General features: G+C 57.7%; 10 protein-coding genes. 3 read left to right on the top strand and 7 right to left on the bottom strand.

All coding sequences use genetic code 11. The features are described from left to right. The first annotated feature begins 27 nt into the window (after positions 1-27). The 3 genes from J1777_RS07215 (at position 28) to J1777_RS07225 (ending at position 4,153) form a co-directional block, all read left to right on the top strand. Positions 28-1,029 (top strand): hypothetical protein, encoded by a 1,002-nt coding sequence (locus J1777_RS07215; protein WP_207575140.1) that lies wholly within the window; start codon positions 28-30, stop codon positions 1,027-1,029. Between the two features lie 120 nt (positions 1,030-1,149). Continuing rightward, on the top strand, positions 1,150-1,818 hold the full coding sequence (locus J1777_RS07220) for a hypothetical protein (RefSeq protein ID WP_207575141.1): 669 nt from the start codon (positions 1,150-1,152) through the stop codon (positions 1,816-1,818). A gap of 655 nt (positions 1,819-2,473) precedes the next feature. Further along, positions 2,474-4,153 (top strand): calcium-binding protein, encoded by a 1,680-nt coding sequence (locus J1777_RS07225; protein WP_207575142.1) that lies wholly within the window; start codon positions 2,474-2,476, stop codon positions 4,151-4,153. A 133-nt stretch (positions 4,154-4,286) separates the two neighbouring features. Here the strand turns inward: J1777_RS07225 and J1777_RS07230 are convergent, their stop codons facing one another. The 7 genes from J1777_RS07230 to J1777_RS07260 all read right to left on the bottom strand — a co-directional run. Beyond that, a complete protein-coding gene (locus tag J1777_RS07230; protein WP_207575143.1) occupies positions 4,287-5,096 on the bottom strand; it encodes a SapC family protein in 810 nt (269 codons plus the stop codon). Positions 5,097-5,277: 181 nt separating this feature from the next. Next, positions 5,278-6,825, bottom strand: a complete 1,548-nt coding sequence (locus J1777_RS07235) for a class I SAM-dependent methyltransferase (protein WP_207575144.1) — start codon at positions 6,823-6,825, stop codon at positions 5,278-5,280. Between the two features lie 112 nt (positions 6,826-6,937). Beyond that, on the bottom strand, positions 6,938-8,029 hold the full coding sequence (locus J1777_RS07240) for a transposase (protein WP_207575145.1): 1,092 nt from the start codon (positions 8,027-8,029) through the stop codon (positions 6,938-6,940). A gap of 4 nt (positions 8,030-8,033) precedes the next feature. After that, a complete protein-coding gene (locus J1777_RS07245; protein WP_207575146.1) occupies positions 8,034-8,342 on the bottom strand; it encodes a BrnA antitoxin family protein in 309 nt (102 codons plus the stop codon). Then, positions 8,302-8,574 (bottom strand): BrnT family toxin, encoded by a 273-nt coding sequence (locus J1777_RS07250; protein ID WP_207575147.1) that lies wholly within the window; start codon positions 8,572-8,574, stop codon positions 8,302-8,304. The genes J1777_RS07245 and J1777_RS07250 overlap by 41 nt, the downstream gene beginning before the upstream one ends. Before the next feature lie 321 nt (positions 8,575-8,895). Further along, the gene (locus J1777_RS07255; RefSeq protein ID WP_207575148.1) at positions 8,896-11,463 is read right to left on the bottom strand and encodes a beta strand repeat-containing protein; all 2,568 of its coding nucleotides are present in this window, start codon (positions 11,461-11,463) and stop codon (positions 8,896-8,898) included. Between the two features lie 279 nt (positions 11,464-11,742). Next, positions 11,743-12,798 (bottom strand): hypothetical protein (locus J1777_RS07260; RefSeq protein ID WP_207575149.1); only part of this gene is annotated, 1,056 nt, incomplete at its 5' end.

Raw genomic sequence — 12,798 nt, forward strand, 5'->3', positions numbered from 1 at the left:
AACTTCCCTCAACGAAAGGTTCCCACCATGAACGCCTCCACCATCCTGGCCCAACACGGCTACACCCTGACACAAGCCGCGCAATGGCTCAGTCAAAACGCCAACAATCCCCGCGAAATTTACGCCACCACCAAAGCGCTGGGGCTGTCCAACGACATGCTGGCCGACATCCTGCGCCCCAGCATGCCCAGCATCAACGCTGCCGAAATTGATGCCTACTTCAGCGGTAACGGCATTGCCACGGCCAGCAGCGTACTGGCGCAGCATGGCTGGACAACGGCCCAGGCCGCCCAGTGGATTCAAGCGCACCTGAACGACCCAGCGCAAATTCAAAGCACCATGGCCAGCCTGGGGCTGGACTACACCATGCTCAGCGAAGTGGCCGCGCAGTTGCAACCGGGCATCACCCCAGCGCAAATTCAGCAGTTTTTTCAAGCATCCATTCCCCAGCCGCAACCGCAACCGCAGCCCGGCCCACAAGTGCCTGGAGCGGGCGAGGCCGTGTTCCCTACCGAGTTGCAAAACCTCGTCAGCCTGAATCAAAACACCGGCGTGCTGTCCAACGCCAATGTGCGCTCCATCGCGCTGCAGCAAGGGGTCAGCGCAGAACGCTACGACCAGCTGTTCAGCCCAAGCAGCATTGATTTGAATGGAGATGGCATCCTCAGCACCAACGAACTGGGCCTGAGCACCCTGGGCAACCTGCCCGCCACCAGCGATACGGTGGCCTCCTTGCTCTACGGCACCGTGATCAACGTGTACCACGCGCTGGATATGCAAGAGCTCACCAACATCGGCAATTTTGTGAGCGCCCACGCCAACGAGATCGCGTACAACCCGAACTCCCCCTACGTGGCGCAGCTGGAATCCATGATGGTCACGGCCTTGAGCACGCCTGCAGCACAGCCCATCATGAGCGATGCGCAAATTGCCAACGCCCTGGGCATGATCGTTGCCGGCATGGCGCAAAGCTATGGCAACGGCGGTGCGCTGTTTGACGATGCATTCAGTGGCATTTTCGGCTTCTAAGTTTTAAAATATAAAAACCATAGCTTCTAACGCTTATACAGCAAGCGTTAGAAGCTATTTTTTTGCTCAGGTTACCCCCTGCGGGCTGAACACTTGGGGTTATGCCAGGGCAGCAATCCCTTGCTCGGCAAACCAATCGTTCACCACAGCACCCGTCAAGGTTACGGACGTAAAGTGGGGCTGCACAATGTCGGCCAGCATTTGGCTGTTCAGGCCTGCATTGGCGCAAACGTCATAAATCGCCTGCGGGTTATCCAGATGCTGAATCACCCATTGCAGGGCATCGTTGGCAGTAATCTGAAATTTCTGCTGCAAAAAATCCTCGGTGGGATTTTTCGGCTTGTCTGCGCTATTACCCACACCTTGGCTTTTGAACCACGCATCCACATCTGCACCCGTCAAACGGCTTCCAGAAAACGTGCGCTTGGTGCAGATGCGGCAAATCCGCAAATGCTGCCACCTGCACCTGGCAAGATTGCAGGCTATGCGGCCGTGGTGTACCAGCGCACCTGCCCAGGCAAAGCGCCAGAGGCTATTTTGCATGTCGGTGTCCAAAGTACAGGCATCTTTTCTAAGCCCGAAATAATGGCCAGCAGTTCAGTAGGCATGCAAGATGTACTGATCACTCAGGCCGCCAATCGCCCGCAGTGGCTCGCGCAGGTGGTAGAGCGTCTTGTGCATGTAGCGCCCACCAATCCAGCAGCAAAGCAAGTGCTGGTGGCTACGCACGAGAATCTGGTGCAAGCTTTGCCCGAGTTAGCAACAGCGCTCAATGAGGCTGTGCAGTGAGCAGGGTGTGAGTTCCCAGACACCATCACCCAGGAAGTCGAAAGCGAAAATCTAAACTGAAGCACCCGGCATCACCCTGCGCGAGTTGAAGCACAGCTCCCCAAGTGGCAATCGGGGGCTGTCTCTGCTGCTGTTGGAGTCGGCAGCACCCAGGAGCTTCGGGGCAGCGGATTTCTGGAAACCGTGGTCTGCCTGCTATTCAATGTCCCGAATGTCCCGTACTCAATGGGAAATAGCAGACTCTTGACTGTCTAAAAAACTTTGAGCGGCACAGGGTGCAAAATTATCTCAGGCTCAGGTGCTCTACTTCGGGTTTAAATCCACCCCTTTTATAGGCAACCTCACTGCACATATTTTCTTCACACAATGTTGCAATAAACAAACACCGTATTGAGCTTCTGGCTTGAGCAAGTCCAAAAAAATACTTATACTGCCAAAGAAATTTTTGGTACTGCTCACAAAAAAAGATTCAATAATTTTTTGTATCCAATCATTGGTGCATCTCTATATACCAAGCACAGGTTACCAGAAATTTTTAAAATGCTAAAAGTGTGCAGCTATCCATCAATTTCTAAGTTTTATTTAAAATAAAACCATTCCCTGCTTGCTATATTAGCAAGCTTACCGCCCATACGGGTAATTCTGGAGATAAAAAGTGGCATATATTTCTGATTTAACACAAATTTATTTGAAAAAACTGGGTGTTTCTTCAAATGATGTACTGAGCTTTGTGCTTTCAAATGAAAATAATCCGTCTTTGATTTACAGCACGGCCAAGCAATATGGCATCACTACACAAATGCTGGCAGAAGTCGTCAGCTCAGCCATCCCCTCCATTGATGTGAACGGCGTGCGCCAGTTCTTCAAAAATAGCGGCCTGGATTCTCTGCAGCTGGACAACTCTTCTGCTCACCTGGACCCCAATTATTTTAAAAATCTGTTTGATGGCTCCAAACTCGTTCAGTACCAAGGCATCAATGACAATATTGTTCTAGGTGATGGCGACGATTATGTCGATGCAGGCCCTGGTGATGACACCATCAAGGGCAATGGCGGCAACGACGTTCTGCTGGGCGGCTCAGGAAACGACAACATTGATGGCGGCCGTGGCGCGGATTATATTGAAGGGGGCTTTGGCGCCGACAAGCTCTATGGCGGCAAATATGCCAACTCCACCTATGTTTATGGTTACTACCAGGGAAATCAATGGATTCCTGGATATTATGTAGATACCGTTGATCACGCAACCAACCTGATTTATGGCGGTGGTGGAGACGACTATATAGAAGGCGGCTACGGTGCGGATGTGCTGGATGGTGGTGATGGTGCCGACAGGATCTATGGCGGTGGAAAATCCTCCTATGACGGAAGTAATATCCGTGACCACGATATCATTTATGGCCGCGGTGGCGATGATTGGATTGATGGCGAAGAAGGGGATGACGTCATTTATGGCGGCACCGGAGAAGACTATATTCGTGGAGGCTCAGGGTCTGACACCATTTATGGCGAAGAAGGCGACGACACCATCTTTGCAAATTACTCTTCCAGCGACGACTACACCGTAGATTATGTATTTGGCGGCGCTGGAAATGACACAATTTATATTGCCTCTGGCGACCAAGCAGATGCAGGCGAAGGTAATGACACCATCACCTTCAGCGCAGGCTCGTCTACAGCCCAGGCAGTGACAACCGCATTGATTGTGGCAGGCGAGGGGGCAGACCGGATCAACGCTTATGCACTGTCTGCAAGCAACCGCCTGATTATTGACCTGACCGAGAGCACACAATCCACCGACAAGATCGATGCATGGTCTATCAACGACAGCACGTTCAATATGGCCATGGAAGTGCGTGGCTTTAATATCAAATATGATACTTTTTCGATTGGCAACTTTGATTTGAATGGCACCAGTGATTTCTCTTATAGAGGCGCTGGAATCAATTCCAAATATACAAATGTCAATTACTCTCAAATTCTGACTAGCGCCTCTACCCCATATCTGCAGCGCAATATTGATTATAAAAACCCCAACCCCGATGCCTATGGCAAGGGTTTCTTTGTCATTCAAGGGGCTTCTGCCACAGCTTCCGACAGCTTGAGCGCCGCAACATTCATTGATGCCTACGGCAATAATGCAACCTATGACAAGGAAGATGCGCATTATTTCCTGATCAATATTGGCACCAGCGATATGGGCCTGTACAAGTTCAAGGACGACTCTGGCGCAGACAATAATGTAGTGGCCGACGAGCTGACGCCAGTTGCCTTGTTCGTGGGCCTGCGCACGGAAGACTTCACCACGCAAGACTTGTTCAACGTTTTTATTTAATAAAAAAACGTTGACTGGTGTTGAGTGCCAGTAAGCTAAAGCCGGTATCCCTACCGGCTTTTTTTTGGCTTTTTTGGATTTACCCAATACGCTCTACCACCGCTGATGCTTATTGGCGCAGGGGGTTTTTAATTCAATGCGCACCGAAGCTAAGGGTACCGCCGTGGTTCAGGAATTCGAGATCGATTTCACCGCTCGGGGTGGTAGGCAGAGCCTGCTGGCTTTGCGCCTGCGCGTTGGCGTTGGCGTTGGCGTGGGCTGCGGCAAGCTGGCCCAGCATCTGCAAGTGCTGCATCGACAGCAGCTGGCAGTAAGCCACCGACAACGCCCCCGCCTGCTGCAAGCGCTGCAGGGCTTCAGCCCCCAGGCCGTTGAGTCGGTCTTCATCAATGCGGTAGAGGCCTTGCACGGTTTTCTCACCCTGCCCGCTCTTGAGCGTGACTGGCCAGGGCTGAATCAGCCCTTCTGCCTGCAAGGCGGCGCACGCACGCTCGGTGACGGCACGATTGGCCTGCACCTGCTGCAAAAAGTGGAGCACGACCTTGACCGATTCGCTGGGCTCACCCTGCGCGTCAAAAAAGGGCTCGGGATGGTCTTCGCCAACCATGCCGCTATCAGTTGCCACACACAGCACCCACTGGCCGCTTTGCGTGTGTGCCAGCCTGAAAGGGTAAGCACGGTACATGGCTGGCGTGTACGCCCCCATCCAGCGACCGTCAGGCGACACCCACAAGTTCTGACCAGGCTGCAGGCCCTGCACCGCAGCCGGCACAAAAGCCTCTCCTTGCGGGATAAAAGCAATCGGCAGCGTCATGCAGGCCTTGGCCAGCTCCTGCACCACCAGCGGGGCCAGGGTATCGGCAGCGGCAAAGCGGTAGTCGGTATAGCGCTTCCAGCGCAGATTCGCAAAGTCGGTCTTGGTAATGGCTTGATATTGGGGCATACAGTGACTAGGAAGAAGGTTTTAGAAGGCTTTATCAGCAGCGCACTCTGTCCGAATGCATCACGTGGGCATTGTGGGCCAGCTCCTGGCCCACAGACTCGAATGCTTTGTAACTGGCACCTTTACGGCACCTTTGCGTCATCCAAAAGGCTATCGAGGTCGCAGGTACCCCAAACTGGCTTCACGCAATCTGCAAGGCCTTCAAAATCGGCAGCTGTTTCTCGGCAAACTCGCTGGCCTGCGCAGTCAGTTCTGCCAAGTTTTCTTCGACGCTTTCCAGCGTCTTGCCATCTTTAACCAGTCGTTGGTTTTGTAGGGCAAGGATGTTCCACACGAAGCTGGCCCAGTCCTGCGGCTGCTTGTGGCCCTGCTGCTTGGCCAGCAAAAACAGCTGCTGAAAGCGGGGCACGGTAACACCGCCGCCAGTAACCGGGCTGGCCAGGTAGCTCAGCTCATTGCTGCTGCGCGCCTTGGTCATCAGGTACACATTGAGCCTGTCGGTGCGTTTCTTGGCTTTCTGGACCACAGCATCGTCTTGCACCGCCTGCACCGCACCGGTGGCACTGAGCACCATGGCGGCTTGCAGGATCTGGGCGAAGCTCAGGCTTTGGGTGCTCGGGGTGGCTTTAAGGGCGTGCTCCAGCTGGCCCAGGGTCTTGGGTTTGTGATCGGCCAGTTGGTCAAGGATGGGGCCATACACGGCCTCTTGCAGGGTGGCTTCACCCAAGCTACCGGTAACTTTCAGGCCCACGTCTGCGCGGGGTTGGGCAAGGAGGATGCGCTGGCCCCGCAAGGCTTCGGCCTGCTCCAGCGCTGTGAGGGTTCTGCCCCCCTTCACCCAGTAGTCTTTGCGAAACTGCTGATTCACACAAAAGTCGCGCGTAGTCTGGCGGAACATGGGGTCGGGGATGCTGGCCAACAGCGTTTGCTGCTCTGCTGTGAGGTTCACCGCATCAATAGCGTCCAGATAATTGGCCGAGCAAGCCCAGGTGAGCTTGGCACTTTGCAGCCAGCGGCCCATTTGGGCAAAAGCCATGGGTTGCCAGTCACGGTTGAAGTACTCGTGGGCTACGTAGTGGCGGTTCTGGCCTTTGATGGCTTTGATGCGCTCAGCAATCTGCGGGTTGGCGCGCGCGTAGGCCGGGTTGGCTGCCAGCAGTTGGTCCGCGAAGTTCAGGGCTGCGTCGATGCGGCTGACAATACCGGCACCATCAGAGCCCAGCACTTCGGCGTGCTCGGTGAGCAAATCGCGCATAGGCACCATGGCAGCCCAGCCCGGCTGGGTGTTGTAGCTGATGTAGAGCACACCGCCCACCTTGAGCTTGCGGCGGATGAAATCGACGATTACGGCGCGGTTCTCATCCGAAATCCAGCTCCAGATGCCGTGCAAGCCGATGTAATCGAACTCAGGCAAATCGGCGCGGGCACCGAACTGGTCGAAGGCTTCGTCAAACAACTGGGCACCGGATTCAGCCACGCGGGCCAGCTCTTGGGCAAAAGCCGCCTGAGCCGGGTTGAAGTCGGTGCCAGACCACTGCACCACGCTGGCAGCGGCGTGCAAGTTGGCGCTCATGCCCTGGCCGAAGCCCAGTTCGCAGGCGCTGCCCACTTCCGGCGGCACCAGGCCCGCGTTCAGGAAGGCCAGCCGCACACGCAGCGGGTTCAGTTCTGTGTAATAACCGTAGGTGTAGCCAATGTCGGCCACATAGCCGGCAGTCCAGTCGGTCATTGTGTTTGTCTCCTTGGGGATGTAATAGATGTCTGAAGATTAAAAAATCATAGCTGCTAGCGGTTTCTGGGTAATCCCTAGAGGCTGATTTAAATCAAAATTTTGCACCCTCTTACGCGGCCTTGGCTTCGAACACCCTCTTGGCAGCCGCCAGGCCACGCAAGCAGCGCTGCTGGCGGTGGGCGGCCAACTCGATCAGCTTGGCGGGCGTGCCCACGGCACTGGCAAAGTCTTTGAAGAAATGGTCAGCACTGGCAATAAAGGCCTCGGCATCCATGCCCAGGCGACTGAGCAGGGGCGGCGTGCTGGCGGGGATGGCCCCGCGCTTGCTTGGGTGTACAGCGCGGCCCATGGTATCGACCAAGTCCAGGTACTCCTCCAAGCCAAACGGCACCGCCTGCGCAAAACCGCTGGTGGGGTCAAAGGGCATCAGCGGTGCCTCGGGCAGCGCTGAAATTTCTGCTTCTGATAGCAGTCCGGGCAATGTGCGCGCGGGCGATGCGTCTATTTCACCCACAACCTCTGGTGCTACCACAGGTGCCCGCACCGGCTCAAAAGCGCGGCCTTGCAGCTCGGCCAGGCGTGCGGCAATAGAGGTATGGGCGCTGTCCTCCAGGCTCTGGGCCATACCGGCACGAATGGGGTTCAAGTCCACATAGGCCATGGCGGCCAGCAGCGCCTGCTCATCGAGCAGCGCCTGGCTTTTAAAGCGCCCTTCCCAAAAGCGCCCCGTGCAACCCTCCTCGGCATTGGCCTGGCGGGCAATGGTTTCGTTGAGCACGCGCATAAACCACGACACATCGGCCAAGCGCTGGCGGTACAGCGCGGCAAACTCAGCCACCTTCAGGCGCTCTGCCTCGCCCAGCAGCGCACCGCCCAGGTAGCGCTGCACCAGCAAGGGGCCGGTGAAAAGTTGCGTCCAGCGGCGCAGCACCTCGTCGTCGCTCAGTGCCTGGGCGCGGGCTGCGTCCACGCGCAGCACAGCGTGGTAGTGGTTGCTCATCACCGCATAGGCGGCCACGTCAATGGTGAAGACCGAGGCCAGCTCACGGATGCGCGTTTCTATCCAGCCCCGGCGGTGTTCAAAGCACTGACCGGTAGCCGCATCCTGGCCGCACAGAAAAGCGCGGCGCACGCAGCGGTTAACGACATGGTACCAGGGCGTGTCAGCCAGCGAGATCAGGGAGGAGCGAGGGCGGGTCATGATGTCACGCTGGCGAATGCGTCTGCAGCCAGTCTTTCAAGGCATCATTCATGCGTGTCTGCCAGCCTTTTCCAGTGGCTTTGAAGGCCGCGATGACCTCCGCGTCGTAGCGCACCGTCAGGGCCTGCTTGGTGCTTTGCGCCTTGGGGCGGCCACGGGAAAGCGCCTCACGCAGCACAGCCGCGCCTTCTGGGGCAGATACTGGCTGCTCACCGATTTTCCACTCGCCCTGCTCGAAGAAATCTTGCGTCAACTCCGGCGCGTCGTCTGGGTCAATCCAGGGCTTGGGCGAATCTTGCGATTTCACGTTCATTGGCTTTCCTCATGCTGATGATGCGGCGAACCTCGCCGCGAGGCGTCCAGACCAAGATAACCATCCGGCCATCCAACACACCGACGGTAGTGAACCGTGGCTCACCATAGTCAAAACGGGCATCTTCTGCCGTGACATTCACCCCGGCGAACACCTCGCCAGCCTGGGCGAAATCCAAGCCACGCTCTGCGAGTGTCTTGTCGCGCTTGTCGGGGTCGAACTCGATCTGCATAGCACTTATTGTAGTTACGTTATTTCGAGGGAGGAGCGGGGACGGGTCATGGGCAGGAGTTTAAAGAATGCTGTTTATTTAGGCAATTAAAGTGGGTGTCCTTTTTAATTCGCAAAATAAGCCCCAATCCCCGCCTGCGTCCTGGCGGGACGCACACAGCCACAAAAGCCTCCACAGACGTAAAAAAGCCCCCGTGAGGCGATGCTCGCGGGGGCTTTGTGGGTTCCTAAGTGTCGTTTTACGCCTTGGAGGCTGCCATCCCCACCACTCTGGCAAGGATGACCGCTTCTTTGAACGGAAAACTTTACTTAGTTATCCAAGTTACGCCAGCGTCAGATAGTCCGAGGTCGTATCGAGCGTGGCGCTGGTCAGGTCGACCAAACCAGTCAGCTTGACAACGAGGTCGCCGGCACCGAAGCCCAGCGTACCGTCATTGGCAACGACATACGTGTCTGCGCCGTACTGGAACCAGGTAACGCTGTTGTCCGCCGGGGTCACCGTGGCCTGAGCCAGCGCTTGATCCAGGTTCGTCACGCTTGCACCCAAGGCAATCTTAGTCGTGGTGAACGACGTATTGCCACCCAACAGCTTGATCGAGTCCGTGGACGAGAAATCGGTGATCGCGTTCTTGAATGCACCCGTGGCTTCTGTCAGCGATCCAGCGACTGCAATAGCGGCCGACACGTCGAACTTGTCCGCACCAGCGCCACCAGTGAACTTGCCGCCTGCAACCGAGGAGACGATCAAGTCATCGCCAGCGCCTGCATCCACGGTTGCCTTCTGGGTCAGCGTGATGGAATCCTTGCCAGCACCCGTCTTCACGGTCAAACCTGCGTTTGCAACGTTGGTCACGTTATTTGTATTGATGGTCAGAGCGCCCGTAGCAGCCGAACCGTCAATCATCTTCACGCCGTTGACCGTGTCGGTCGCACCCGTCACCACCGTGCCATTCACGCCAGCAAACGCCAGGTTCAGAGCCTTGTCACCGGTAATGGTGATGGTCTGCAGCGCGTTGTCGGTGACGGTCATGCTGTTGGTTACGAAGCCGGTGCCGCCGGAGACAATGTTCAGCGCTTCAACGCCGTTGGTCACGACAGTGCCAGCAGCTTGCAATTCAGGCGCTGCTGCTGTAGCTGCAGACGTTGCCACACCAGCAAAGGTCGTGGTGAAGCTGTCAGCAGTGGACGTAGCGGATGCCGCGCCCTTGACACCGATGGTAGTGGTACCAGTGTTGTTACCAGTCACCGTCAGGCCAGCGCCAGCAGCCACGTTGGTCACCGTGCCACCGCCTGTGCCACCGGACAACGTCAGACCTTGAATAGTGGAGCCGGTCACCAGCTCAACGTCCAGGTTGGATGTGGCCGACACATCCAGCAGCTCAAAGTTCTTGATGGCGCCAGCATTGGCGGCGTTAATCAAGGCAGCCGAGATGGAGTCGAGGCCGTCGCCGCCGTCCACGATGGTGGTAGCGGTGATGGAAGCGCCAGCGCCCGTCAGCAGCTTGTCGTCGCCTGCACCGAGGTTAATCTTGCCGCCAGCAGCCAGCGCGCCCACCAAGGTGATGGAGTCGGCAGCGGAAGAGCCTTCGACCAGTTTGGTGACACCGGCGGTGGTGGAAGCGGTAAGGCCACCCGTGTTGCCGGAAGCGTCGATGGTAGCGCCGTCAAAGCCAGCACCCACATTCACCTTGCCAGCGCCAGTCACGACCATCTTGGCCGTCGCTGCGAAGTCGGCTGCGGTCAGAACGGCTGTCAGGTTAGTGGCAGCGTTGATGTTCAGCGTGGTGACCGTGCTGCCGCCAGCCGTCAGCGTGATAGCGCCAACTGTATTAGCAGCACCGGTCGAGGAGATAGTGGCAGCAGTGGCAGTACCAGCGGTAGCAGTAATGGTAGGAGCCGTAGTGTTCTTCACACCACCGTCGATAGCGATGCTGACGGCATCGGTTGCAGGGGCCATGCTGAAGGAGACGTTACCCAGGTTGGTGAGCACGTTATTGCCTTTCAGGCCGACGGTGGTGCCCGCACCCAGGTTCGAGAAGATCACGCCGTTGGTTGCGGTGTCGGCCCAGACTTGCTGCTCACCCTGGATGGTGCCGAAGTCATAGTTCGATGCGGCCGTCGCCACGTCACGAATGAAGAATTGCTCAACATTCGAGATGGATGCGTTCGGCAGAGAACCAGCGCCAGCAGCAGTACCCGTACCTTCAACGGTCAGCTTCAGGCTGTCCGTACCGGCACCACCGTCGATGACGTCAGCAGCGGTCAAAGTGGTTGCAGTTGCTGCCACACCGATGTAACCGTTGATTGTGTCGTTACCAGCGGTGCCGACGACATTATCCGGACTAGTAGTGAGCGTGAAGGTCTTGCCATTGCCACCTTCGTTGGTCTGATTGGCAGCCTCCACCGACTTGGGATCGGCCGTCACTTTGGCCACCACGTTTTGCAGCGCTGCCAGGTCATCGCTGGAAGCTTGCAGGGTGACAGAGTAGTGCTCGGCCACGGCAGCCTTGTTGGCCAGCTGGTCTTTGGCAGCTTTGAAATCGGCAGAGGTAGAAGCGTCAATGGCAACCAGGGCTTGGAAAACCACGGAAGCAAAGCTTTCGCCAGCATTTACTTTGGCTTTCACCCAGTCTTGGGCTTCGGTGTTGGCTTTCAGGCCCAGAGTGTCGAGGAATTTGTTGGCAAATTCGTCAGCGGTCAGGAACGAGGGGTACAGGGACTGGAAGGCACCAGTCTGGCCTAGGCCAGCAGCCAGGGCACCCAGGTCTTTGTTCAGGGCGACGTAGGCGTCGGTGAACTCGTTCAGGTAAGCAGCGCCGGGGGCGGCGTTGAACATGCCGGCGACCAACTTCAGGATGTTGGTGCGCTCTTGTGTAGTAACAGTTGCCATTTGAGAGATTCTCCACTAGTAGAAAAAAAATCACCGCCAGGCAAACCACCCAGCAGCTGGGAGCAGAGTATAGAAAAGATTGCACTGCCCGCCCTGTGATTGCAGTCACAAAAAAACTGCAAGCCCGCGATTGTTGCACAAGGGCAACAAGCTGGCACCCCCACAGGGGCCAAGGGGGTGCTACCCAATGCCGCCAAGACCTGAATATTTATACATAAAAAAGGCTTTAAACGATTACTAAGTAAGCGGTTGCAGCTATGCTTTTTTAAAAAATCAAACTTAGTGCAGCCAGCGCAGGCCGGTGTGGATGCCGTGCTGGCGCACGGCAAACACGGCGATGTTGCTGCGCTGCTGGCTGTAGTGCAGGCCAATAAACCAGTGCAGTTGGCCGGGGCGGGTGTCGGTGGTGGGGCTGGCGGGGGCGCTGGCAGAGGTGCTGGCGACCCCCCAGGGCAGGGGGCGGCTGGCTTGCAGCTCCAGCGCGTGGCGCTGGGTGTGGCGCGGGCGGCCAGCATCCAACAAGGGGCTGTAGCCTTGCTGGTCGCGCTGGATTTGGTAGTGCCCGATGGCGCTGAGCTGCCACGGCCCCCAGCCGGTGCTGGCGTGGGCCCGCAGCTCGGTGCGGGTGGCGCGGCCACCGGGGCGGCTGGAGTGCTGGGGCAGGTCGTGCCCCCAGCGCAGTTGCAGGCCCCAGGTGCGTGGGGCGCTGGTGGCGGCGGTACTGTTGGTGGCGGTGGGTGCGGCGGGGGTGCAGTCCAGGCTAAGGATGGCGCCCTGGTAGTGGCCATCCAACTCAGGGCTGCTGTGCCATTGCCGCTGCGCCCATTGCGCCCCGGCGCTGGCGCGGCACGGGCCCCATTGGCGCTGGCGCTGGGCGCTGAGTTGCCATTCGCTGAGCCAGGCTTGGCCGCCGTAGCGCAGGTGGCTGTATTGGCTGCCCAGCACCCATTGCGCGGGGGCCAGCGGGGCTTGCAGCCAGTGCAGAGCCAGTTCGGCGTGCTGGTAGTGGGTTTTGCTGTAGGTGCGGGTGCTGCGGTTGGCCAGCTGGGCGCTGAGCAGCAGGGCCGAGGGGGCGCTGGTGCTGCCGCTGTTGCCGCCGCCCTCCCCCAGGGGCTGCAGGTGCTGCACGCCCAGTTGGGTAAGGGCGTGCAGGCCGGGCTGGGGCTGGCTGCTGCGCTCTAGCGGCAGGGCGATGCTGGTGCCGGGCAGGCCAGGCAGGCTGAGGGTGAGGCTGTCGGTGTGCGGGGCGCTATTGAGGTTGCTGTCCCAGCCCAGGGCGCTGGAGATTTGCCAGCGCGTGAAGGGGTTGAGCGGGCCGGGGCCAAGGGGCAGCGT

This window comes from Comamonas denitrificans, from assembly GCF_017368815.1.
Classification (GTDB): domain Bacteria; phylum Pseudomonadota; class Gammaproteobacteria; order Burkholderiales; family Burkholderiaceae_C; genus Comamonas; species Comamonas denitrificans.